At 40.3% G+C, this 23,918-nt stretch carries 22 protein-coding genes and 2 pseudogenes; 7 read left to right on the top strand and 17 right to left on the bottom strand.

The window, feature by feature from the left end; translation table 11 throughout:
- Positions 1-94 precede the first annotated feature (94 nt).
- The 10 genes and pseudogenes from LI164_RS05975 to LI164_RS05930 all read right to left on the bottom strand — a co-directional run bounded on the left by LI164_RS05975 (position 95) and on the right by LI164_RS05930 (position 7,273).
- Entirely contained in the window at positions 95-826 is a 732-nt protein-coding gene (locus LI164_RS05975; RefSeq protein WP_040015277.1) for a hypothetical protein, read from the bottom strand.
- Between the two features lie 155 nt (positions 827-981).
- The gene (locus LI164_RS16115) at positions 982-1,317 is read right to left on the bottom strand and encodes a hypothetical protein (RefSeq protein WP_005330945.1); all 336 of its coding nucleotides are present in this window, start codon (positions 1,315-1,317) and stop codon (positions 982-984) included.
- Positions 1,318-1,422: 105 nt separating this feature from the next.
- Positions 1,423-1,629, bottom strand: coding sequence for a toprim domain-containing protein (locus LI164_RS05965; protein ID WP_334290733.1), 207 nt, complete (start codon positions 1,627-1,629; stop codon positions 1,423-1,425).
- 185 nt (positions 1,630-1,814) lie between these two features.
- Positions 1,815-2,581: pseudogene (locus LI164_RS05960) on the bottom strand (carboxymuconolactone decarboxylase family protein).
- 28 nt (positions 2,582-2,609) lie between these two features.
- The gene (locus tag LI164_RS05955; protein ID WP_227086889.1) at positions 2,610-3,080 is read right to left on the bottom strand and encodes a flavodoxin; all 471 of its coding nucleotides are present in this window, start codon (positions 3,078-3,080) and stop codon (positions 2,610-2,612) included.
- A gap of 126 nt (positions 3,081-3,206) precedes the next feature.
- Positions 3,207-4,085, bottom strand: a complete 879-nt coding sequence (locus LI164_RS05950) for a LysR family transcriptional regulator (RefSeq protein WP_117657588.1) — start codon at positions 4,083-4,085, stop codon at positions 3,207-3,209.
- Between the two features lie 90 nt (positions 4,086-4,175).
- Positions 4,176-5,324, bottom strand: coding sequence for a beta-aspartyl-peptidase (iadA, locus tag LI164_RS05945; RefSeq protein WP_227086900.1), 1,149 nt, complete (start codon positions 5,322-5,324; stop codon positions 4,176-4,178).
- A 32-nt stretch (positions 5,325-5,356) separates the two neighbouring features.
- A complete protein-coding gene (yfcC, locus tag LI164_RS05940; RefSeq protein WP_227086888.1) occupies positions 5,357-6,877 on the bottom strand; it encodes a putative basic amino acid antiporter YfcC in 1,521 nt (506 codons plus the stop codon).
- Between the two features lie 149 nt (positions 6,878-7,026).
- Positions 7,027-7,125, bottom strand: a complete 99-nt coding sequence (locus LI164_RS16295) for a 5'-nucleotidase (protein ID WP_227086899.1) — start codon at positions 7,123-7,125, stop codon at positions 7,027-7,029.
- On the bottom strand, positions 7,115-7,273 hold the full coding sequence (locus tag LI164_RS05930) for a hypothetical protein (RefSeq protein ID WP_330413008.1): 159 nt from the start codon (positions 7,271-7,273) through the stop codon (positions 7,115-7,117). Before LI164_RS05930 ends, LI164_RS16295 begins: the two co-directional genes overlap by 11 nt.
- Positions 7,274-7,379: 106 nt before the next feature.
- Between LI164_RS05930 and LI164_RS16290 the strand changes: the two are divergent.
- Positions 7,380-7,496 (top strand): annotated as a pseudogene (locus tag LI164_RS16290) (ferredoxin); the annotation flags it as partial.
- Between the two features lie 17 nt (positions 7,497-7,513).
- Complete coding sequence (hcp, locus tag LI164_RS05920; protein WP_022279587.1) at positions 7,514-9,118, top strand: hydroxylamine reductase; 1,605 nt, start codon at positions 7,514-7,516, stop codon at positions 9,116-9,118.
- A gap of 97 nt (positions 9,119-9,215) precedes the next feature.
- Here the strand turns inward: hcp and LI164_RS05915 are convergent, their stop codons facing one another.
- Genes LI164_RS05915 through LI164_RS05905 form a run of 3 tightly spaced genes read right to left on the bottom strand, consistent with a single transcriptional unit; the run spans position 9,216 to position 13,606 of the window.
- Positions 9,216-11,252 (bottom strand): hypothetical protein, encoded by a 2,037-nt coding sequence (locus LI164_RS05915; protein ID WP_227086887.1) that lies wholly within the window; start codon positions 11,250-11,252, stop codon positions 9,216-9,218.
- 16 nt (positions 11,253-11,268) lie between these two features.
- Positions 11,269-12,792 carry an McrB family protein gene (locus LI164_RS05910; RefSeq protein WP_227086886.1) on the bottom strand — a complete coding sequence of 508 codons (1,524 nt, stop codon included), beginning with the start codon at positions 12,790-12,792 and terminating at the stop codon, positions 11,269-11,271.
- A 58-nt stretch (positions 12,793-12,850) separates the two neighbouring features.
- The gene (locus LI164_RS05905) at positions 12,851-13,606 is read right to left on the bottom strand and encodes a metallophosphoesterase (protein WP_005330930.1); all 756 of its coding nucleotides are present in this window, start codon (positions 13,604-13,606) and stop codon (positions 12,851-12,853) included.
- A 320-nt stretch (positions 13,607-13,926) separates the two neighbouring features.
- Between LI164_RS05905 and LI164_RS05900 the strand changes: the two genes are divergently transcribed.
- The gene (locus LI164_RS05900; RefSeq protein WP_227086885.1) at positions 13,927-14,301 is read left to right on the top strand and encodes a metal-dependent transcriptional regulator; all 375 of its coding nucleotides are present in this window, start codon (positions 13,927-13,929) and stop codon (positions 14,299-14,301) included.
- Between the two features lie 135 nt (positions 14,302-14,436).
- On the opposite strand, the gene LI164_RS05895 is transcribed toward LI164_RS05900, so the two are convergent.
- From LI164_RS05895 to LI164_RS05885, 3 genes are all read right to left on the bottom strand, one after another.
- Complete coding sequence (locus tag LI164_RS05895; RefSeq protein WP_005330927.1) at positions 14,437-14,682, bottom strand: hypothetical protein; 246 nt, start codon at positions 14,680-14,682, stop codon at positions 14,437-14,439.
- 115 nt (positions 14,683-14,797) lie between these two features.
- Complete coding sequence (locus LI164_RS05890) at positions 14,798-17,608, bottom strand: YfhO family protein (RefSeq protein WP_227086884.1); 2,811 nt, start codon at positions 17,606-17,608, stop codon at positions 14,798-14,800.
- The gene (locus LI164_RS05885) at positions 17,577-18,623 is read right to left on the bottom strand and encodes a glycosyltransferase family 2 protein (RefSeq protein WP_227086883.1); all 1,047 of its coding nucleotides are present in this window, start codon (positions 18,621-18,623) and stop codon (positions 17,577-17,579) included. Before LI164_RS05885 ends, LI164_RS05890 begins: the two co-directional genes overlap by 32 nt.
- A 190-nt stretch (positions 18,624-18,813) precedes the next feature.
- Between LI164_RS05885 and LI164_RS05880 the strand changes: the two genes are divergently transcribed.
- The 4 genes from LI164_RS05880 to LI164_RS05865 all read left to right on the top strand — a co-directional run bounded on the left by LI164_RS05880 (position 18,814) and on the right by LI164_RS05865 (position 22,898).
- Positions 18,814-19,587: a response regulator transcription factor gene (locus LI164_RS05880; protein WP_173790000.1), complete on the top strand. Its 774-nt coding sequence runs from the start codon at positions 18,814-18,816 to the stop codon at positions 19,585-19,587.
- Positions 19,588-19,619: 32 nt separating this feature from the next.
- Positions 19,620-21,047 carry a HAMP domain-containing sensor histidine kinase gene (locus LI164_RS05875; RefSeq protein WP_227086882.1) on the top strand — a complete coding sequence of 476 codons (1,428 nt, stop codon included), beginning with the start codon at positions 19,620-19,622 and terminating at the stop codon, positions 21,045-21,047.
- Between the two features lie 256 nt (positions 21,048-21,303).
- Positions 21,304-22,167, top strand: coding sequence for a phosphoribosylaminoimidazolesuccinocarboxamide synthase (locus tag LI164_RS05870; protein ID WP_117494849.1), 864 nt, complete (start codon positions 21,304-21,306; stop codon positions 22,165-22,167).
- Positions 22,167-22,898: a DUF6198 family protein gene (locus tag LI164_RS05865; RefSeq protein WP_227086881.1), complete on the top strand. Its 732-nt coding sequence runs from the start codon at positions 22,167-22,169 to the stop codon at positions 22,896-22,898. Before LI164_RS05870 ends, LI164_RS05865 begins: the two co-directional genes overlap by 1 nt.
- A gap of 41 nt (positions 22,899-22,939) precedes the next feature.
- On the opposite strand, the gene LI164_RS05860 is transcribed toward LI164_RS05865, so the two are convergent.
- Positions 22,940-23,734: a hypothetical protein gene (locus LI164_RS05860; RefSeq protein WP_005330920.1), complete on the bottom strand. Its 795-nt coding sequence runs from the start codon at positions 23,732-23,734 to the stop codon at positions 22,940-22,942.
- Between the last annotated feature and the right edge of the window lie 184 nt (positions 23,735-23,918).

Here is a 23,918-nt window from a genome sequence, read left to right as displayed (position 1 = left end):
TCATCCTTTTGTAATCGTCAAAGTTGCAGTAATGCTCCATTCAAAAAGGCAGACAACATCAATTGCTGCCTGCCCCTGTAATCATAAAGAAAAATTATTTGTTTCCTTTTGCAGCATTAAATAAAGTTTTTCGCATTCCTTCTCGCCATTCCTCATTAGCTATACACATACCCATGTAACAGTGTTCATTAAACATACAGACTTCACATATCATTTGATCTACAGCCTGCATAAGCATATCATCATCACTAGGCAACTCGTAAGATTCAATCTTTTTAATATCATACGGTTCTCTTATTCCAAATGATATCTGCTTACCATTTTTTGTTTTCAGATAACGATATATCTCGCCCCCAAAGGATAAGCAATCTCCCACTTGATATTCTTCAAAAGGCTCCATATCCATCCAGACATGGTCTTCCTTGCCTTCGTAGCAATCACCATCCATAAGTCCGCCAGATACATAGATGCAATTGAATATGACCTTGCCTTTCTTTTTATCAAATCTGCTAATCCGACCTTTGAAGTCACACCAAGCATTGCTGTAATAGCAATACTCAAAGCAATGCCTTATGATGTTTCTGGAATTAAAAAGTACCTGTAGGTATTCCTCATACGATAAGTTTTCTCCACCCGCTACATCTTTCATCGCATCATCTGTGGTATCAATAGTACCAAACTCTGACTGGACAAGATATCCGCTATGACTGTATTCCTCCACAAATTCTTTCCATCGTTCTTTGTCTGATGGTTGATGAATTGATTCAGGCTTTTTGCCTTCCACCTCTTCCCACATTGCATTAATGCCTTCTTCGTAATGATTCATAATCATCTACCTCCTTTAAAAAGTGCTACCCTTGGTAGCCTGACATTTTAATATTGGTAACCGAATCTGCATACATATTAATCATATCAGAAAGAGCCGGTTTTTTCCACAAAAAATCGCCCCAGCCTAAGCCGGAGCGTCATCTCTTTTCCATATTAAACTACCTTAAACATCTTCTGCGACATAGATTTCTCTTTCTTCTGTTCAACCTCCGCCTGCGCTTTCCTAAACTCTTCCATTCGTTTCAGTTCTTCCTCTGCATCATCGAATCCGATATGCGTGTACACATTCATTGTGACCGATATAGTCACAGTGTCACCAGATTTATAATGAATACCCCCTGTACTGAGTTTTCTTTCCAAATGATGTGGCGCATCATGATCAACAAGATATCCCTCTATAACAGCTTCTCGGTAAGTGTATTTGAATACTGGCTGACCAAAAATTTCCGTTGTATGTAATGCCGGAGTTGCAGTAAGGGCAATTTTCACAAATGCCGTTTTTTCTCTTTAAAAATCGATGAATCTTGCAAAACAAGTGGTTCTCCGTGTATAAGCAATGCTTCCACCAATCGCACTCTCAAAGCAACCTCAATTTTAGAAATTATTGAAAAAACCAAAGCAGATAATTCCTGCTGTCAGACATTCATTCCAGTCTTTCTTTACTGGTCTTAATCGCATTACCACCTTATCGTTTGGGATTTTTTCTGCAAGATTCTCACAGGCGGCATTTCCGGCAATATCATTATCAAGGCAGAGATAAATCTTTCGGATATTTTTATGATCTGCAAGATACTGCATCAACGCCCTTTCGCTTACCCCGCTCAATGAAATATAGTGATGTGTTTCCCATTCATCTCCTGTGCCATTTTCCTACCCACATGATCCTCAGCTGTATTTGCTGCATCAATTCCACCGCCACCGACCATGCCTTTTAAGGAAGCCTTTTCAAAACAATCTACCCAGCTGATATACTTTTTTCAATCTTCCTATTTTAGTTTTCTATATTCTTCATCACTTACCGGTTCAAGCCATTCATTGGAACTATTTTCGCCCGGCACTTCTATTGCCAGATGTGAAAACATTCATCCGGTGCGGCTCCATGCCAGTGCTTAACACCTGTAGGAATATTGATGCAGTCGCCTGGCTTCATTTCTACAGCTTCTTTACCTTCTTCCTGATAATATCCTCTTCCGGCAACACATACCAGGATCTGTCCACCTCCACTTTTTGCATGATGGATGTGCCAGTTATTTCTGCATCCTGGTTCGAATGTCACATTGAAAATTCCAACCTGAGAAGTAGAAATCGGTGCAAGAAAACTTCTGCCAGAAAAATACTGTGCAAAGCCATCGTTTGGTGCACCAATTGGAAATACCATCTCTTTAGCATGCGCACGCATCGCTTCCTCTTCATATGGCAAATCTCCTTCGCCTGCTTCCCACACTTCCTTTGCAAGATTGAAAACAGCCCATGCTTTTGGCCAACCTGCATAGAATGCAGCATGTGTGATCACTGCAGCAATCTCTTTTTGTGTCACACCATGATTTTTTGCATTTTGAAGATGATATTTTAAAGAAGAATCCGTAATTCCGGAAGCCATCAGAGCAACCACTGTGATAATGCTTCTTGTTTTTACGTCGAGGTCCTGGTTATTCCAGTTTTCGCCGAAAAGTACATCATCGTTAAAATGTGCAAATTCCGGTGCGAATTCACCAAGTGTATTTCTTCCTGCTGTCTGTACTATTTTTGCCATATTCTGTATACCTCCATATCGCTGTTATTTATAAAGAGTTTACCCATTCACTAATTTCCTGTTTCGTTCCACGATTTAGCAGTCTGCCTTCTGTAATAATTGCGTTTGGTGCAGATGACTGCAATTCTTTCACAGTGTTCCCGAATCCACTTCCTCCGGATGTTGCAAAAAGCACAATCTTTTTACCACTGAAATCGTAAGCTTCTAAAAATGTATTGATGATTGTCGGAGCCACATACCACCAGATTGGAAATCCCAGAAGGATCTCGTCATAAGAACTCATATCCATCTCTTTTTTCATAATCGCCGGTCTATATTTTTTATCACTCATTTCCACACTGCTTCTGGATTTTTTATTCATCCAGTCAAGATCAGGCTTTGTATATGGAACTTTCGGCTCAATCTCAAACAAATCCGCTTTTACTTCCTCTGCGATCATCTGTGCTACTTTTTTTGTTGTTCCGCTTGCACTGAAAAATGCCACTAATTTTTTACTCATAATAAAAAGCCCCTTTCTTTACGTATTTTCACAAAAAAAATAGATGTATAAGATTTACATTCATCTTACATATCTATTTTAAGCTCTATCGCTTCATTATGTCTAATGCTTATATTGAATTTTGTTTTATGCCTGAAAAGCATTAATCTCCTCGATCATTTTACGGACTGCCAAAGAATATGGGATGTTACGTCTCCAGGCAATCACCGTGCTGGTCGTGATTTCAGGAGAAATTCTTCGCTGTACAAGAATATCCTCTCGCCAATACTTTGCAGCACCCTCAATTGAAACTGGATACCCCAGTCCATTTGCCGCCATAACTCCGGCATTCGTTCCAAGATTACTCGTAAAAGCAATCTGTAATTTTGAAAAGTCTTTCCCAAACCAGTTGGCAAGTTCACTTTGAACGTTCATTCTTTCCGGCAGGATCAAGGGCTTTCCAATAAGATCTTCTTTTTTTATAAACTCTTTTTCTGCCAGCGGATCATCCGGCCGCATTCCGACACACCAGTGATCGCAATCTGTGATTCGGATATAATCCAGCCCTTCGGTGTCCACCGGCTCCATGAATAATGCAATATCTACAAGTCCTTTGTTCATCATCTCATACACTGCATCTGCTGTTGCAGTATGCAATACAATCTGAACCAGCGGATATTTTTCTTTATATGTTTTACATATCTTCGCCAATGTCTCCACTGCTGCAAATTCACCGCATCCAATGGTTATCGTGCCCTCTACAACCTCTTCTTTTCCTTTCAGTTCCTCAATCGTCCTTTCCTCAAGATTAAGAATCTCCAAGGCACGCCTTTTTAATAAAATTCCTTCATCAGTGAGCGATATTTTCTTCCCGTTTCGAATAAATAATGTTATTCCCAGGTCTTCTTCAAATGCCGCCATTTGTCTGGATAGCGTTGGCTGGGTAATATGCAATTGTTCTGCTGCTTTTGTAAAGCTCTGTTCTTTTGCTACGGTCAGAAAATAGCGTAATAGTCTTAATTCCATATCTTTATATTCCTACAAATTTTTTATTGTATCCATTCTTGCTGCGAGGTGCGCGTCCTGCAATTGCATGACGCGCACCTCTGATATACTTTATCTTGTATAAACTGTATTCCCTTTTGCAATTACTTCAACAAGCTGCAGTTCCTGGTCAAGAATACAAAGATCAGCATCATAGCCTTCTTCAACCTTACCTTTTCCTTTGAGATGGAGAATATCTGCTGGATTAGATGTAATTGTAGAAATAGCTATTTCTAAAGGAATTTCTGTTTTAAATACACATTCCTTTACTTCCTTCAGAAGGCAGCTGGACTGTCCAACGCCCATTCCAAGGAATTCACCATCACTATTGTACATCGGAAGGCTTCCCTGTCCATCAGAAGAAATTGTCATGCGGTTCGGATTTACTCCTGCATCTAGCATTCGTTTGATACCATTACATACACGTACCTCATCACAGATAGTTTCCCAATAGTCAATATCTTCATTTCCGGTAAAATCTACTGCTCCGCCTTTCAGCGCATACTCAATCGCCTTGCCAAAAAGCATCTCATTTCGATTGATATGTGTTGGCAGTATTTGAGAAGCCGGTATCTCTGTCTCATCTACCACTCGTTCAATAAGATCTAAGCATCTCGGACTGTCTCCAAGATGAACATTTACAATACCAGCTTTCCCGGAAAGAACACCACCAAGTCTTGTATCCGCAACGACACGTGTAAATTCCTCAAAAGTCGGCTGTGAAGAACGATGATCAGAAATCGCTATTTCTCCAGTTCCGATGATTTCCTGAATCATCATAATATCTTTCACAATACTGTCAGTCAACGTGCGAACCGGAATCTGATAACTGCCTGTATAACAGTATGCAGACATTCCCTGCTCATTCAATCCTTTTGTCTTTGCAACCAGTGCACATATATCACGACCAATTCCATCTGTTCCAAGGCAGCCAACAACTGTTGTTACTCCAAACTTCGTAAGTCCTTCCATAGTTGCTTCCGGAGTACGATTGGCGAATCCACCTTCACCACCGCCTCCGAGTACATGAACATGACTATCAATGAATCCCGGAGTTAAAAGTAACCCCTCTCCATTGATTATTTCTGCCTCAGAAAGAAATCCGTCTGCGGATATAGAACCTACATCTTTAATCTTGACAATCTTATCATTGATTGTAAGTACATCTTTTTTCCCCAGATGCTGTGGGGCATAAACATCAATATTCTGAATTAATTTCATCATAAATCACTCTCAATTATCAAATGTATGTTTTAGAATCCAATTCCAACTGCAATAAGAACTGTAATGATTGCACCAATCATTAATACGCCAAGGAATTTCCACATAAATTTAATCCAGTTAGACCACTCAATCTTTGCAATTGCAAGCGATCCGATCAGACATCCGGACGTAGGAACAATCAGGTTTGTAAATGCATCACCAAGCTGGAATGCAACTACCGCTGTCTGCCGTGAAACACCTAACAGGTCTGACAGTGGCGCCATGATCGGCATTGTGATCGCAGCCTGGCCTGTTCCGGATACAACAAAGAAGTTGAATACGGACTGGAACAGATACATAAGTACTGCTGCAACTGCTCCGGAAACTCCAGACAGTGCATTTGAAATATTATACATAATTGTATTGATAACTGTAGGTGTTGTCGGATCGGATCCACCAAGAACCTGCATGATACCCTGGGCCATAGCAACAACAAGTGCTGCACCGATCAAGTCTTTTGCTCCATCTTTGAATGAGGTTGCAATATCATTCAGTTTCATATCGTTCAGTTTAAAGATAACTCCAATCACACCGGAAACAATTCCCATAATGAAGAACTGTGTAGCAATCTCTGGCATGTAGTATCCTTGAGTCATAACTCCCCATACTACCCATACTACTGTAGCAGCCAGTGTCAGAAGAACTAAAATGTGCCCAAGACCAAATGAGTGTCCTTCGTCAATTCCTGTTTTTTCATTCTGCTCACGGAAATATATATCCGTCTTATATGCGATTGAAATTGTCGGAGTCTTTTTAATCTTTGACGCATAGAACATAGTCATTCCACAGCCGAGTGCTGTAAATACTACCCACATTACCATACGGAATCCTGCTCCGGAGAATACATCAATACCTGCAATGCCCTGTGCAATACCTACAGAGAATGGATTCATCCAAGATGAACCGAATCCAATCTGTGTTGCAACATAAGTAACAAGAACTGCGATAACTGAATCATATCCAACTGCTACAAATAATGGACAAAGAATCATAGTAAACGGAAGTGCTTCTTCTCCCATCCCGAAAACTGCTCCCCCAAGAGAAAACAGTACGAAAAGTACTGGAATCAGCAGTTTCTCGGTTCCCTTTGCCTTGCGGATCAATCCAATCAGTCCGGATTCAATTGCACCGGTACGTATCATGATACCAAATGCACCACCTACAACCATAAGGAATGCAATAATCTCGATTGCAGAACTGCTTACGATTCCGTTATACATATAATTAAAGAATCCTGTTCCGCCATCTCCACTAAAGAGTGCTACTCCTTCTGTTACTACATTTCCCGCATCATCTGTCAGATACTGGAAACTTCCGTCTTTGATTACTGTACGGGTTTTCTCAACACCATTGATCATGTACGAAATATCCTGCGTTTCGTAAAATCCCTTTGGTACAAGGAACGTCAGAAGTGCTGCGACAACAACTACCAGAAAGATAATAATGTAGGTGTCAGGCACTTGAAATCCCTTGTTAAAAGACTTTAACCCTTTTCCTTCTTTTTTGCTCATTTTTGAGTCTCCCTCCCATTTTTGATATACCATACTAGTGTACCATAGAATGCTTAAAATCTAACTAAAAATTTACATATTTTATCAATTTACGATGTTTTATCAATTTTATGTCATTTTCTGTATTTTTTTCAAGAATGCCTCGCGTTTTACTCTTTCGGATTATCTCCATCCCGATAAGGCACTGTGGCCGCTGGAGCAACCGCCGAAGCTGGCTCTGTATGTATATCCTGATCATCAAAAAAGATATGTGCCCCAAATGCTGCACCCTTTTGAAGGATCTCTCTCTTTTGAAACTGTTGTTGCCTCTACACAGTGCAATATGGATAATATCTCGTCATCAGTAAGACCTTTAAAGAAAGGACTGTTCCTTAAAATGGGTAAAAATTTTTTCAAAATTGTTCCTCCTGTTGGAAATCAAACATACAAGTTGCATTTATTACACTATGATTCTAACAGAAATAAAAATTTTATGCTATAGACGGAGGGTAAAAATGATAAGGAAGTTCCTTGCTGTGGTGGTCTGGAGATAGCAGCAAAAAAGGCGCTTCAGGATAGTGGAAAATTCTTACCATGGCAGGTTATAACGATAAGTATTGATGGGAAAACTATAGAATAAAAAAGGAGGATACAATAATGGATAAGAAAATGTTTTGCTTTCAGTGTGAGCAGACCGTCGGATGCGCCGGATGTACAGGAAATGCCGGTGTCTGTGGAAAAAAGGCAGATACAGCCAGATTACAGGATGAACTGACGGGTGCCTTGATTGGTCTTGCAAGAGCTGTCGATAGTACAACAGCTATTTCCAAAAGAACCGGACAGATCATAATTGAAGGGCTGTTTACCACAGTTACAAATGTAAATTTTGACGATGTCTCAATTGAAAACATGATACAAAAAGTCCGAGCTGAAAAAGAAAGACTGGTTCCTGACTGCAGCAAATGTCAATCATCTTGCGGTAAAACAGACGAATACGATATGCAACAGCTGTGGAATGCCAACGAAGATATACGCTCTTTGAAATCTCTGATTCTTTTCGGAATTCGTGGAATGGCTGCCTATGCCTATCATGCAAATGTTCTGAATTATGAAGATACTGAAGTGAATCGCTTCTTCTGTGAAGCATTATTTAAGATTGGTTATGAAGAAAGTGCAGATGCACTGCTTCCTACAGTACTAAAAGTAGGAGAAATCAACCTGAAGTGTATGGCACTTCTTGATAAGGCAAATACAGAAACCTATGGGACACCAGAACCAACCAATGTTACACTTACAATAGAAAAGGGACCATTTATTGTTGTAACCGGACATGATTTGAAAGACCTGCAGCTTTTACTTGAACAGACAAAGGGAAAAGGAATCAACATCTATACTCATGGTGAAATGCTCCCTGCCCATGCCTATCCACTCTTAAAAAAATTCTCACACTTAAAAGGGAATTTTGGAACCGCATGGCAGAATCAGCAAAAAGAGTTTGATCATCTTCCAGCTCCGATTCTCTACACCACCAACTGTCTGATGCCGCCAAAAAGCAGTTATGCTGACAGAGTATTTACAACAGAAATGGTTGCCTTCCCCGGTGCTGTTCATATTGATGAGAAGAAAGATTTTACGCCGGTTATTGAAAAAGCGCTGGAACTTGGTGGTTACAAGGAAGATCAGGTACTCACCGGCATCAATGGCGGTACAAAAGTGACAACCGGTTTTGGTCATGCAGCCATCCTGTCCCATGCAAACACTGTAATTGAAGCAGTAAAATCAGGTGCAATCCGTCATTTCTTTCTGGTTGCCGGCTGTGATGGTGCTAAACCTGGACGAAACTATTACACAGAATTTGTAAAACAGACACCTTCTGACAGTATTGTCCTTACTCTGGCATGCGGAAAATTCCGTTTCAACGATCTCGATCTTGGAGAAATCGGTGGTCTGCCACGACTAATGGATATGGGGCAGTGTAATGATGCTTATGGTGCGATTCAGGTTGCTGTAGCACTTGCAGATGCATTTGGATGCTCCGTAAATGAACTTCCGCTTTCCTTCGTTCTCTCCTGGTACGAACAGAAGGCCGTCTGCATCCTGTTAACACTTTTACACCTGGGTATCAAGAACATTCGTCTTGGTCCTTCTCTTCCGGCATTTTTGTCTCCTAATATTTTGAATTTTCTAGTAGAAAATTACGGTATAGCACCTATCACCACGCCGGAAGAAGACATCAAAACGCTGATGAATTATAACAAATAAATTTCTTTAAATCTCTATGGAATCTCCGAAGCCGATACAGGATTCAAAAGTCCTGCATCGGCTTTATGATCAGATTACTTCTGTTTCTTTTTTTACCTCAAAATACTGCTTTTAAAAAATGTGCCTGACCATACTCGAATGCCTCATAAAACAAATTGTAAAATCCCCGGTCGTTTCCCGGAAGAAATTTTGTAGATGCTATCCTGTATTCGTACTTTGATTCTCTTCCATCCTCGCCACAGATTGCTTCTTTCAATTTACAACTATATTCTCTGGAATCCAGTATTTCACATCCTCTATAATCCCGATTCACTTTTCCTTCTTGTAGTAATTCCAAAAACGTCTCATATTTTTTTTCGATTTCGAACCCATTATAATATGACGGCATGTCTGAATCTGAAATAGCCGGTGTAAGTATACAGACTCCTCCATTTTTCAGAACCGGCTTCAGGCTATCCTCTCCCACAAATTTTTTCTTCACTGGAAGCATACATTTACCCGAATTTTCATCCGTAACATTTCCAAGATTCAGTCGGTAAATATATTTATAGGCTCCACATTCGAATAAATCTGTGTACCAGGCCTGTATTCCCATGAACTCCTTTGAATAATTCTTATACTTTGCATCACAAGCGAAGAATATTTCTTTATTGAGAATCAGAAAAATGTCCGGTCTTAGCTGCTCTGTGCTGTACTGGACTGCTCCTTTTTCATCCACTTCTGCTTTTGAAGCTTTTTCCCCTTGAAATGTACAATTATAACCCAGATAAATATCATTTTTCCCGTTAGTAATATGGATCACCAGTTCTTCCAGTATTTTCACAGAATCTCTTTTTTCACGATTTTCAATATATTTTTTTATAGCATGAACCACTTTACTGTAATCCTGATTTTCCCATGCTTCGAATACAAACGGCTTTTCCTTTTTTCCCGGCCAGGATATCCGATCAATGACATATCCTTTCTCCAGGATGAATATTTCTAATATTTTAAAATAGCACCAGATTTCATAGATTTCCGATGATTTATGGTAGCTGCTATATTGCACTGTCTCCTCGACAAGCTCTCCCATCTCTCGATAAGTCCGCATTTGATGAAATAATTTCTTATATCTTTTATGATTTACAAACAGGTTCGAAGTCCGAAGCGGATATACCTTTTGTTCTTTATATTTCTCATTTTTAAACATAGGAATCTGGTAAACAGCCTGAAGTTTTCCCTTAAGATTTGTAATGGTACTACATAGTTCATCTATGGATTTTTTCGTTCCTGCAACACCCGAATTTTCTTCTACATCATCATACTTGGATCTATTTTCTCCTTGAGCTGCCCGATTCATCTGCATTTTCTTATCTTCCAGTTCCTGTTCCAGTGCCCACAGACGCTTCTCCAGTAATTTCACAAAATTATATACCTTCTGGTTTTCATAAATGTGAAATGTTTTTTCATGGACTCTTGTACGCACCTTCGGTTTCTTTAACACATAATGATCCATAATAACATTGGCGTCCAGATGTTTTACCTGTCTGAAATTCTGTCTCGCCGGCCGGCTTATCATATCCGTTACCGGCTCCCGGTCCAATGCTTTTAATGTCTCTGACATTTCTTTAATTGTGTGTTCCAGCTGATGAATTTCCAATTCATACTCTGTCAGGTACTCCCTTTTTATACGCCTGTTTTTCCCATCATTCATAGTCATATAAAGAAAACGGATACTGATTGCTGTCAGTTCCTTTAGAATTTTCTCATAGGTTTTCCCATCCAGCATAGAAGCAACATGTATTCGGATTTTTTGTTTCTTTCCATTCTTCCGGTAAAAGAATTGTGCATCTCCAACTGTATAGATATTAAAATTTTCCGGAATGAAATAAGTATACCCATCTGTTTTCCTGGACAGTATCTCATATTCCTGATTTGAATCGAATTCTATATTTTCATCCTCATTTGCCTCAAAAGCAATTCTCGGAAAATAAGCTCCATCAACTCTCAGATACTGCATGATCCAGATATCGTGAATCTCTCTTAAAGGCTCATCCATTCCTTCATAAAATGGTTCCGCATCCGGATTATCCTTACGAATCCTTACAGGATGTACTCTCTCGCATGTTTTATTATTCAAAAAAACTGCCTGCATTTGTATTCCTCTTTTGTTAATTCATTCTCCAATAATTCATGGTTTTCTCTTCCGGACTGCACATTTGTTTCAGATATGTGACTGTCAACGGATACATTTTCTCCCAGTTCGCATCTCCGCCCTCAATAAGAAAATCACCAATGGAGAATTCTCCATCATCCAACGTACACTCCACTTCCTCTACGTTCAGGGCTGGCAACACTTTCATTGCAAGATACATGTCCTGGAAATCTCTGTCAGAAAGCCGTTCCTTTAAGTATCCACTCTTTAGTCTCTCTCTCATTCTGACTCTTTGTCTCTCCACACGATTGGAAACATCTTTCTTCAGAGCTTTCAAAAGCTGTTTTTCAAATGAATCTTCTCCCTGCATCTCTTCTAAAGTCATAACACCTTGTTCAAATGGGCACAAAGTCTCTCCTGCATCTTTTGTCACTTTTATAATGCAGCTTCTGTCAATCACCTTCGGGCTTAGATCATTGGTAGTCGCATCCATATTGAGGGTTCCTACAAATGTTACATTCTGCGGAATTTCAAATTCCGGTGTATAACGATTTTTAAGATTTTCCTGATCAGTCTTTGCATCCAGCCATTCTACGGTATTCTCATTATGAGATGCCATGATAGCTTCCTGTCTCTTCCATGCATTTTCCTGGTCTTTATGAGCATATAATGGAATTCCTTCTCCCGATTCCATACTGCTTAACACGTCTGAGAAATAATACTCTACATGCGCAAGATTCATCTCATCCAGACAAATGAGATAATGCTTTTGGGGATTCTCCTTTGCCTCACAAAGTGCATCCAGAAATGGGGTGGAATAATATCTTCGTTCTACCGGGTTAAAATATCCTGTCAGATCCTGATTATCAATCCAGTTCGGTCTTACTGGAATGATCTTATATGCAAATCCAAGCGCTCTGGCTATATTTGATACAAAACTTGTCTTTCCCATGCCCGGTGCTCCGTGTAAAATTATGAGCTGATTTGTATTCAACCCCAAAAGGAACTGGGCGAGAACCTTGATATTACAATGATAGCCCTGGTCCTCCAGTTTATTTTTCAGTGATAGAATATTTTCATCTGTTTCCTCGGCAGTTCTTATTTCCTCGTCCAAATCAGAAACGAAAGACGTGACCATATTTGCCCTGGGAACCTCTTCGCAAGGCTGAGGATTTCTTGTAAATAATTCACTTCCACTAAAGAAAAGACCCTGAATATAAGATTTTTTCTCTTCCAGACGATTTTCGGGGTTGGTTCTTAATATTTCCACAGGTCGTCCATTCCAAAGTAATAACTTAGAATCCGTATCACACAATAGCATAGATACCTTCTGACGTTTTGTCTTTTCATCTAAAAAGCTATCTGTTACAAGACCTATTACCTTTCCGAAAGTAAATTCTTTTTTTCCTTCGCGATCTATCTCCGTTGATTTCCCAAAAATCTGTTCCAAATACTCTAATATATTCTCATTTTCTTCTAATACCTGTTGATTATTATATTCAAAAAATTCACTGATTTTCATTTTTTCACCCTTTCTCATTTTCTTATACACATCATTGTATCACACAAACATTTGTCGCTCGTAATAAATATTTTCTCTACGATATTCTGATAATCTGCTCCCACAGCAGTAATTCATCCTTTGTTACGTTTCGATTATCATGATAATGTCCAAAAAACCATTTTTTAAATCTGGCTGTCTGCCGAATCTTTTCAAAATATTCCGTCAGCATATCCGGTTTATATAATCCATCACTCATGATTGCCTGCGTGCTGGACGCACAGCAGTGAGTCACAATAAAGTCCACTTCATTATGATATTTCTGCAGATTCTTTAGACCTTCTTGTTTCTCCTCTTCTGACGGCAGTTCTTCCTTCCACCAGCTTATGTGATTAATACGGTATGGCTCCCAGCCCCGGTCTAATACTTTTTTCTTAAGCTTGAACTTTGGATCATCTGGCTCAAGAATACCGGCTGAAATATCATGACTGCTGGCACCTCCAAAAGTAAATATCTTTTTTTCTTCCAGCTCAAATATCTGCCCACGCATCAGATGAATGACGGAGGGACGTATTTTATGGGCTTTCCCTCCATGCCACATTTCCACCGGATAGGCGTACAGGCGGTCAAAATTCTCATGGTTTCCGTCAACAAATAATGTAGTAAATGCTTTGCCGTCTAACCAGTCAAGAGCACTCGTTTCCATCTTGCTTTCCCCATCTTTGTTCCACACCCCGCCGAAATCTCCGCAGATTATGACATAATCATCTTTTGTCATCTCTTTCTGTTCCGGGAAATTCCGGGTGTTAAATCGTTCAAAATTATTGTGGCAGTCACCGGTTATATAAATCATTTTAAATCTCCCCTTTCCTGTACTTGCATGCTCAATCCTAAAAATTCTTACCAAATCTGTTTTAATCTACTTTTATAAGTAAAAGACTTCTCTTTTACAATCATACCAACTCTTATGGATAATATTGTAATAGAAAAGTCCTTCTTTGTCATTAACCTTATACTATATATCCTCTGCCATGACCAGTGAGAAATTTTTTGAAATTTATTATCAGTTCAATTCCTCCAATAGAAATTGAACAACTTCCCATTTTATGATATAATTTCTAATACAATTCCAACGGACAGGGGATTATTTTACCGCAAAGCGAGGTGTTTATTATGGTAATACGTGAATCTGCAGAAGATTATCTGGAAACAATACTGATTCTGAAAAACAGACTTGGAAATGTCAGGTCAATTGATATTGCACATGAGCTTTCTTTTTCTAAGCCGAGTGTCAGTGTTGCAATGAAGAATCTTCGATTAAATAATTATATTACTGTTGATGAAAATGGTTATATCAACCTGACAGACAGTGGTATGGCAATTGCCGGGAAAATTTACGAACGTCACACATTCCTGACAAGTTTTCTGACTTCAATTGGGGTGGATCCGGAAACTGCCGCTGAAGATGCATGTAAGATTGAGCATGTCATCAGCTCAGAGAGTTTTTCCGCTTTAAAAAAGTACCTCGCAGATAATGAGACAAACTAATTGTTCTGTATAAGCTGCATGAACGAAATAACCGTTAATAAAAAACAACAGAATCAAAAAATCCGGATTTTTCGCAGTCCTCACTAACCATGTGATATTACGCAAATCCGGATTTTTATATTTTTTTCTTACACCCTATGGTTGGAATCCACCTTCAAAACCTGCAAATGAAAGTTCGCATTTGCCACCCAGACGGCTGCAGATATTCAATGCACGTGTCATAACCTCTGGATACTGCTGATCCTTCGTGTCCACGAACAGATACTTATTATCTTCTGTTATTCTTGCTGTCTGAACATTTTCCAGTTCATTAATCTCGTTCAAAATTGCGGTTGCCATATCATCTGTGATTTTCTTAGATAAACGATAATATCTTCCCATGTTAGATTCCCTCTTTCCTATATGATTCGAGCCTCACTGGCGGTGTCGGTCAAATGATTTCCGGCTCATCTGACGTATTTAGCACTCGCTAACTTCTCTTTTAAATTTACCACTTTCATTTTTTTGTGTCAACATGTTCTAACACAGATAAAATAAGAAATCCCATCATTCCGACAAAGGACATCACTTTTCCTGCTGCCATCCCCGGTGCATGGTATGTGATGACAATGTCATGCTCCCCTGCCTTCAGCTTACAGCCAAGGAACGCTGTATTTACTTTCTCACTTTTTACATTTTTTCCATCAACCTGTATTTTGAATCCGGAATCGTATGGAATCGAAGTAATCAGATATCCTGACTTTTGCATTGTCAGATTTCCGGCAATTACGTTTCCCTTTGTCTTTGTGCTATTTTGTAAAAACTCTGATTCGTAAAGCTCTGTTCCCGGCAACGTTGCTATATATGCTTCTACATCAGTCAGATTATATTTTCCTTTGCTAAATGTAACCTCTACCTGATTTTCATCACCCTCAAGTGCCACTGCATAAGTAAACGTTGTGTTATCATTATAATAGACCCGTTGCTTAGCGCTCAGTTTATTACGATTGCCATCCACCCAGATTGTCAGATCTTTTGAGGGTTTCAGATTCTTGACCTTGAACCGAAGCAATAAAACTCTGTTACCAGAATCTGTTTGTGTTTCATTCGCAACGTTTGTGTTTTCACCGGCATTCTCTGTATTCACTGTATTCACTGAATTTATGTCTATCTGGCTCACAATCTCTGCTTTGACTTTTGTATCCTTTTTGGCAAAAATATGATATCCACCGTCTGTCTCGGAAATACAGGAGTTTTCCCCAAATTGCAGTACTGCGTTGTGCAAATTGTCCACCGCCGCTATACTGTCCGTCTGCTTCGTGGCACTCTCCGGCACAACTGCCTTCTGAAGAAGCGTTGTCTGATTATATGGATAGTCCAACTTATCATAATTTTTCTCACTCATAACCTGGCTTGTTCCATAGATGATCGAAGCTGCGCTTTCATTTTCATAAATCTTCCACTCCCCCGACTTTCCAAGAAGCCTGACACCTTTCATCTTAGACTTTGTAACAATGTATTTTTCACCCATGAATCTCGCATAAATCGGATTTGACTCCTCAGACTGCATCAGGAAATTCCGGTAAGGCTGTTCCAGACCAAATGTATCCTTTCTAAAATTCTGGTAGGCCTTATTATAGGAAGAAGAATAGATGGAAGAAATGTACTGATCTGTGTTCCACACGCGATTTAAATTTGCTGCATTTTCATCGTCAGTGCCAAGCTGGACTGTCCGGTAAAATCCTCCATCTTTTTTTGCCTCATCGGTTGCTGTCTGAATTGCATCTGTGATTTTAGGATCTGTTACCTGTTTATAAAATGTTGTATCCAGCATCTCCTGTTTTTCTTTGGCATACTGATTATCAAATACTGCCAGAAATACCGCCATAGAACCTGCTAAAATTAAAACTGTTCCTCTAATTCTCCAGATTGTCTTCCTTCGTTTTCTCCACACTTCTTTTATCACACCTGTTGCCAGATAACAACCAAACATAATCTGAGATTCTGTCATCAAAAATGGCCACAGATTTCCCATTCCTTCCTGGTTTCTTCCTATATAGATAAGTTCCATCGTGACAACATATGGAATACAGCCGCCCCACGAAAACTCTTCACAGCTCACCTTCTTTAAATACATGGCAAGCATATAGCAAAAAAGCGGAATTAACGGGATCAGTGCCTTGTCCCTCAGATAAAGTCCCCCATTTAAAATGTATACAAAAACCGGCACGCCTGCGACAATGGCAATAATCCACGCCATTACGCTGTCACTCCATCTTCGCCTGAACATGGTCGCAACAAGCACCGTCAGCATCAGCGTTCCGAATCCCAGACCATACGGTGAATAAAAAACTCCTGACAATCTAAGTTGCGGAAAGAAAAGCCCCTTCAGGATTTTTGTCGCATTTCCACTTCCAAGCAATACCGACAGGCATTCTGCATTCGCGCTGCCTCCGGAAGATTCAGCGGAACTTCTTCCGATCAATGCAAGGGCTGTCGGCACAAGAAGGACTCCGCTTGCCAGTACTGCAAAAATCATAGGCAGAAGAAATCTCACGCCCTCGCACAGAAACCCTTTTACTGTGGCACGCTCATTTTTTCCTTCCAGTTTTCGTCCGTAACAATGAATTCCATAGATTACCAACGCCAGCATTCCTCCGATACTGAAGTAAAAGCTGGTCATGATCATAAGAAATGTACTGACTGCCAAAAGCCCTGAACGCCTTTTTTCAAAGTATCTGTCCACGCCCATCATAGCCAGGATTAAAAATGGCATGTAATTAACGAACATAATCTGGCTGTAGGACTGGCAGATCATAGGTCCCGTCAGCAAAAAAATAACAGCCACAGCGAAGCTGACAGCTCTGCCAAATCCTTTTCGATTCAGCCACAGATACAATAAAAGCACCGAAGCCATCAAGCATAGCATTTCCATAACAATAACATACGTAGACATTTTCACAAAAGGCAATGCGTAGGACAACAAAAATAACGGACTGTAAAGTCCATAATATGAATAATTGTATATGTTCTGTCCTCCGCCCAGGTTCATAGCGAATTCCGGGAATAGATTTCCTGTCTCATAAAACTGTTTTCTGAAATAATCCGGAATAACACTGTGCTGGCTGATCCAGTCCACCTTCGCTCCAAATACTCCCCATCTGAGGCAAAACATCCAGCAGAAAAATAATGTCAGTGCTGCAAGTATTACATACCCTGCATAATACAGATATTTTGACATCGTTGATTCTTCATTATTATGCAGATGCTCCGGCTTTGTTGTTCTAACATTTTGATTATGCAGACGCTTTGACTGTCTTGTCTTCATGAGATTCCTCCCCGGATTTCTTTTCTCGCATTACAGCATTCACACCGCTTCCCACAAAGCTGTCTCCTGCTACTTTTCCTGCCGTCTGAACTTTACTTTCTTTCAATATAAATATCGGACGGTGCTTCGTCTCCAGATATGTCTTAGCCAGATACTCTCCCACGATTCCAAGACAGAACAGTTGAACCCCGCTCACCAAAAAGATAATACATACCATTGACGGCCAGCCTGCAACCGGATCGCCCCAAATTAATGTCCGTACTATGATTACTGCAATCATAATAAATGCCAACGCGCAGAACCCTACTCCCATAACAGATGCCAGAGACAAAGGTGCTACTGAAAATCCGGTAATTCCTTCCAGCGAATAAGAAAATAGTTTCCGAAGAGACCATTTTGTTTCTCCTGCCGAACGCTCCACGTTTTGGAATTCCAGCCATTTTGTACGGAATCCGACCCAGCCGAAAATTCCCTTCGAGAAACGATTATATTCACTCATTTCCAATACGGCGTCCACCATAATCCGTTTCATCAGCCGGTAATCTCTTGCACCATTGACAATTTCTGTCTTGGAAATGCTGTTAATAAACTTATAAAATGTCTCAGATAAGAAGGAGCGGATTTTTGGCTCTCCGGTTCTGGTGGCACGTCTTGTCGCAACACTGTCATAAGGTTCTTCCTTCAAAATACGATACATTTCCGGAAGAAGTCCAGGTGGATCCTGGAGATCTACGTCCATCGTTGCCACATAGTCTCCACTTGCATGTTTAAGCCCCGCGTATATAGCTGCTTCTTTTCCAAAGTTTCTGGAGAAAGATAAATATTCACATCTTCCATCTTTTGCATTTAATTGTTTCAATATTTCTAAAGTCTTGTCGCTGGAACCATCGTCCACGAAAAGGATCTCAAAGGAAACCTCTGACAGCTCGCCCATGACGCGCTTTATCTCCCGATAATACACCGGCAACGCTTCCTCTTCGTTAAAACACGGAACCACAATACTGATTCTGTCCATTTTGCATACCTCCATAAATTCAGTCCCTGCAGAAGACACTACTCGTCATCTCTGCTTTATCATTCAGTATGCCCAAAGTTTAACACTCATCCCTTAAGAAAATGCCTAATTAAATCTTAAAGTTTCTTAAGAAGATTTTTTATTTTTTCTAAACTCCTGTATAATAGATCTATCGAAAGGAGTTATTTCTATGGATAAGACTTGTATTTTAATCGTAGATGACAACCCGGAAATCCGGGAAATTATAAATGTGCTGCTTGGTGGGGAAGGTTTCGAAGTATCTGAAGCAGAAAATGGGGCGCAGGCACTTACACTCATTGAGCAGCAGGATTTCGACCTGATTATTCTGGATATTATGATGCCGGGGCCAAATGGCTATCAGACATGCCGGAAAATCCGGGAACTGAGCAATGCGCCAATTCTGTTTTTAAGTGCCCGCACAAAGGAAAGCGATAAGACACTTGGCTTTTCCAGCGGCGGTGATGATTATCTGGCAAAACCATTTTCCTACAACGAACTGATCAGCCGGAGCAAAGCATTGATTCGGCGTTATCAGGTATACAAAGGGAAAAATGAAAGCGGCAATCAAAGTATCAATAGTGCTTCTGTTAATCCGACTGCTGAGCCAATAGCTAGTACATCGAATGCTTCTGACTCCAGGCATCGTATCCTGCTCTTTCACGATCTGGAAATAAACCAGACTGTCCGGGAGGTTCATAAAAATGGACAGCTTTTAGACCTTACAGAAACGGAATACTCCATGTTGGAACTGCTGGTCGCGAACCGCCACCAGACATTTTCTGCCCAGCGTCTTTTTGAGTCTGTCTGGCAGGAGCCTTATTACTACGGTGCAAATAATACTGTCACCGTACATATTCGAAACTTACGCTCCAAAGTGGAAGATAATCCCGGTAATCCTGAACTAATTAAAACAGTCTGGGGAAAAGGGTATCGTTGCGACTAATAATTTTCATTCAGTAACAATGAGGTAACAGCATGAAAAAAAAATTCAGTACCATGAAATTACAGAACCGTTTTCTTTTGATCTTGCTTCTGGCTCTGACGATTTCTGCAACATTATTCGAACTGCTTTGGCTAAATAAATGGACTCTGGTAAACTGGACAGGCAATTTTGAAATTTTACAGTCCCAGATTGATGACGAAGATTTCTGGACGAAATTGGACGAAACTGCACAAAATTTATCACTTCCAGAATCCTCAGACGATGAAGCTGCCGCAAAAGCAATAAAACCCCTTCTAGATCTGGCAGATAAATACACAAGCATTTATCTTTACGAACAGGAGGATGGCCTTTATATTACAGGACAATATGCAAAAATTATGGACGAAAAGCATTCCGGTTTCCGGACTTTTTTCGATCTTGGATACAGGTTAACTGATGGGGAAGGGGAAGATTTTCGTCAAGGGTATCTCCAATTTCAAAACGGAAAAGCTCAAGTCGTTGTTGTCAATTACCAGCGTGCCCTTTTCATTTACCCTTATATGTTTCTTTCGCTACTTTTAAGTGTCCTGGTCTTTCTTGGAATCGTCTTGTTCTTCATGAACCGGAAGATGCGCGAAGTACTGGCTCTGGAGCAGGAAATTTTGCTGATGTCCACAGGGGATTTGACCCACCCGGTTCCGCAATATAGTAAAGATGAAATTGGCATTTTGGCAAATGAGTTGAATCATCTTCGTATCTCTTTAAATGAAAATATTGTCCGTGAGCAAGAAAGCCGAAAAGCAAATCAGGACCTGATCACAGCACTCTCCCATGATTTACGGACGCCACTTACAATTCTGACCGGATATCTGGAAGTATTAAGGCTTGGAAGAACTCCTGAAAAGCAGGCGGATTATCTGGACCGGTGTCTGAAAAAAGCTTCCGATATTAAAGAACTGACGGATCAAATGTTCAGCTACGCCCTTGTTTCCGAAGAGCAGGAAACTCCTGACATGTCCTGGCTGTCTACCGATTACATTTTTCAATGTATTCAGGAAAATTGCGATTTCATTAGTCTGGCCGGATTTACGACAAATGTTAAAATTCCAGAAGTGACTGGTATTCTGCTCAGCGACAAAACAATGATCAATCGCATTTTTACCAATCTGTTCTCTAATATTTTAAAATATGGAGACAAAGGAACTCCGGTCATCGTCCGCAGTTCCATCCGTAAACAGCGCTTTACTGTGACTGTTTCCAATGCAATCAAGCAAGAACATTCTGATGTCGGAAGCAGCAATATCGGACTTCGTAATGTCCAGCGGATGATGCAGATGATGGACGGCGAAATGCTTCTGACAAAGAAAACATCATCAGACAGCCCGGGAAACCATAACATTTCTCAGAATACAAGTTCAGCCTTCGCCTCTGAAAATGTATCCGGAGTCTTTGAAGTTACACTTTGGTTCCCACTCCGATGACATGCTCTGACCTGCTGTTTTTCTAACAAGCGGAATATCAACTATCAATTGTTGAGAAATATGTCTCATTAGATAAGCTGCGTTTATAAATGCTTACAATATTGTTTTATAATCCTTATAAAACAGCATGAATTTTCATGTTTTGAAGCAATTAGCTATTGTTTTTTGTAATAAAATCTGCTTAACTTATAAGTAGGCGATATAAACCGCGCCAGGATAACCCGAATAAAATTATTGATAATAGTGAGGTATTAAGATGAAACCAATCAAAGAAGGAAAAGTACGTGAAATCTATGATAACGGTGACAGCCTGATTATGGTTGCTACGGACCGCATCAGCTGTTTTGATGTGATTCTTAATAACGTCGTTACAAAAAAAGGAACTGTTCTGACTCAGATGTCCAAGTTCTGGTTCAATCTGACAAAAGACATTATTCCGAACCATATGATCTCTACTGATGTAAAAGATATGCCTGAGTTCTTCCAGAAACCAGAGTTCGATGGCAACAGTATGATGTGCCGCAAGCTTGAAATGCTTCCAATCGAGTGCATTGTCCGCGGATACATTACAGGAAGCGGCTGGGCAAGCTATAAAGAAAATGGAACAGTCTGCGGAATCACTCTTCCGGAAGGATTAAAAGAGTCCGATAAACTTCCAGAACCAATCTACACACCATCTACAAAAGCTGAGATTGGTGACCACGACGAGAATATTTCCTATGAGCAGAGCATTGCTCATCTTGAAAAATACTTCCCTGGAAAAGGTGAAGAGTATGCCAAGAAACTTCGCGATTACACCATCGCTCTTTATAAGAAATGTGCGGACTACGCACTGACACGCGGTATCATCATTGCTGATACAAAATTTGAATTCGGTCTTGATGAGAACGGTAACATGGTACTTGGTGACGAGATGCTCACACCAGACAGCTCCCGTTTCTGGCCAGCAGATGGTTATGAGCCGGGTCATGGACAGCCGTCCTTCGACAAGCAGTTCGCCCGTGACTGGCTGAAAGCAAATCCGGATAATGACTGGACCCTTCCGGATGAAATCGTCGAGAAAACAATCGATAAATACTTACAGAGCTATGAGATGTTAACTGGAGAAAAATTAGCTTAATGCAAAAGAATTACATTTACCGTGGGGGCTTTTACTTAGTAGGATTACTGGTACTGGCCCTCGGTATCTCTCTGAATACGAAGACGGGACTTGGGGTCTCTCCCATCATCTCCGTATCTTACAGCATATCCACAATTTGGAATCTAAACTTTGGAAATATGACGATGGTACTTTATTGTATCTTTGTTCTGGTAGAAATACTTCTTCATACCATCCTGTGCCGGAAAGAACTGAAACGTGAAGATATTGCTTTGGAGCATGCAAATGAAATGAATCTGAAGCTTGTTCTTATTATGGATTTTTTACAGATTCCATTAAGTCTTGTATTTACAAGATTTTTAAATGTGTTCGGTGCATGGATTCCTGATCTGAAAACAGACTGCGCGAACAGCTTTTCCGGAACATTTGCCGGACGGGTCTTTTTCCTGATCATCGCTATTATACTGACCGGCGTCGGTGCCGCCATGTCACTGAATATGCGTGTCATTCCAAATCCGGGAGACGGTATCGTACAGGCAATTGCTGATACCATTCACAAAAGCACCGGATTTACAAAGAACTGCTTCGATCTGTTCAACATCTGCGTGACCATCAGCGTCGGTTTGATCTTCGCTCACCATCTGGTCGGCATTGGACTTGGAACCGTCCTTGCTGTCATCGGTGTCGGACGCGCGATTGCTGCATTTAATTATCTTTTTTATGAGAAAACAAAAACTCTGGCCGGACTTTAATCCGGTCAGAGTTTTTTCGTTTTGCCTTTCTTATCATATTCCTACAGCGGAAGTTCATCAGCCTCTGTGAACTCATAATCATCCGGAGCTGGGGTAATCGATCCGTCTTTTTCAATCATAGCTTGTTTTTCGGCCATTTTCCTTGTTTCAGGTAAAGGTTCCTTATATTTCTCCATCAAGTCTTTCAGATCCTGTTTACCCTCAAACTCACCACACCAATCAGTACGCAGTTCTTTTATAACATCTTCGATAAACAACAAAATATATACTGCTGCATCTTTAATCCCTTCGATATCTATATGTTTATCTATGAGTTCGTCACGAGTCATAGCTCTACACTTTTCACGCAATTCATCATCCCCCATAGACTCCTCTTCATATCTCAGTTTCGATTCAATTATTCTTCTATCTTCTTCTCTCTCCCCTGCTGAAACATTCTGATCACACAAAGCACGACTGTCCAAATAATCAAACAGTGTATCTATATCTTGTCCCGCATCCTTCAAAACACACTTTACATGCTTCGCCTCCTGACTGAATTTTATACATTCCTCTATCAGTTCATCACTAGTCTTACTTTCAAGTTTCCAACACGGATCGTCAAAACTTGGCTCGCCCACACATGCATCTTTATCGTAAAATCCCCAGTCCCTTAGAGTACTGTCAAAATTATCCATCGTTTCATAAATATATGAGCCAACAACATCATCCTCAAACCTTGTCCCGGAAACATAATGGCTTGTTGTTCCACAATCCTCTTCCGGTAAACTATCCTCGTAAGCACGTGCCATATCTGCGCCTTCTGCACCTAACTGTTCTTCCCAATCAATTCCCATAGTAAAGTTCTCCTTTTCTTATGCACTTTCTTGATTTGTTAAACTTATTTTAGCACACTATAATATGCTTTTGTAATTTATTTGGAACACGTTCCACATTACCATGTCATTCATTTTCTCACATAAAAATTCAAGAATGCCTCGGCATTCTTGCTGCGAGGTGCACGTCATGCAATTGCATGAC

Origin of the sequence: Dorea sp. 210702-DFI.3.125 (assembly GCF_020560945.1) — a bacterium.
Taxonomy (GTDB): Bacteria; Bacillota; Clostridia; order Lachnospirales; family Lachnospiraceae; genus Dorea; species Dorea formicigenerans.
Note: the sequence above shows the minus strand (reverse complement) of the source record. Positions and strands in the feature narration are given on the sequence as shown.

Coding starts and splice junctions, on each gene's coding strand:
- LI164_RS05975 (WP_040015277.1), bottom strand. CDS start 826: ATGAATCATTACGAAGAAGGCATTAATGCAATGTGGGAAGAGGTGGAA.
- LI164_RS05955 (WP_227086889.1), bottom strand. CDS start 3,080: ATGAGTAAAAAATTAGTGGCATTTTTCAGTGCAAGCGGAACAACAAAA.
- LI164_RS05950 (WP_117657588.1), bottom strand. CDS start 4,085: ATGGAATTAAGACTATTACGCTATTTTCTGACCGTAGCAAAAGAACAG.
- iadA (WP_227086900.1), bottom strand. CDS start 5,324: ATGAAATTAATTCAGAATATTGATGTTTATGCCCCACAGCATCTGGGG.
- yfcC (WP_227086888.1), bottom strand. CDS start 6,877: ATGAGCAAAAAAGAAGGAAAAGGGTTAAAGTCTTTTAACAAGGGATTT.
- hcp (WP_022279587.1), top strand. CDS start 7,514: ATGGATAAGAAAATGTTTTGCTTTCAGTGTGAGCAGACCGTCGGATGC.
- LI164_RS05915 (WP_227086887.1), bottom strand. CDS start 11,252: ATGCAGGCAGTTTTTTTGAATAATAAAACATGCGAGAGAGTACATCCT.
- LI164_RS05910 (WP_227086886.1), bottom strand. CDS start 12,792: ATGAGAAAGGGTGAAAAAATGAAAATCAGTGAATTTTTTGAATATAAT.
- LI164_RS05905 (WP_005330930.1), bottom strand. CDS start 13,606: ATGATTTATATAACCGGTGACTGCCACAATAATTTTGAACGATTTAAC.
- LI164_RS05900 (WP_227086885.1), top strand. CDS start 13,927: ATGGTAATACGTGAATCTGCAGAAGATTATCTGGAAACAATACTGATT.
- LI164_RS05895 (WP_005330927.1), bottom strand. CDS start 14,682: ATGGGAAGATATTATCGTTTATCTAAGAAAATCACAGATGATATGGCA.
- LI164_RS05890 (WP_227086884.1), bottom strand. CDS start 17,608: ATGAAGACAAGACAGTCAAAGCGTCTGCATAATCAAAATGTTAGAACA.
- LI164_RS05885 (WP_227086883.1), bottom strand. CDS start 18,623: ATGGACAGAATCAGTATTGTGGTTCCGTGTTTTAACGAAGAGGAAGCG.
- LI164_RS05880 (WP_173790000.1), top strand. CDS start 18,814: ATGGATAAGACTTGTATTTTAATCGTAGATGACAACCCGGAAATCCGG.
- LI164_RS05875 (WP_227086882.1), top strand. CDS start 19,620: ATGAAAAAAAAATTCAGTACCATGAAATTACAGAACCGTTTTCTTTTG.
- LI164_RS05870 (WP_117494849.1), top strand. CDS start 21,304: ATGAAACCAATCAAAGAAGGAAAAGTACGTGAAATCTATGATAACGGT.
- LI164_RS05865 (WP_227086881.1), top strand. CDS start 22,167: ATGCAAAAGAATTACATTTACCGTGGGGGCTTTTACTTAGTAGGATTA.
- LI164_RS05860 (WP_005330920.1), bottom strand. CDS start 23,734: ATGGGAATTGATTGGGAAGAACAGTTAGGTGCAGAAGGCGCAGATATG.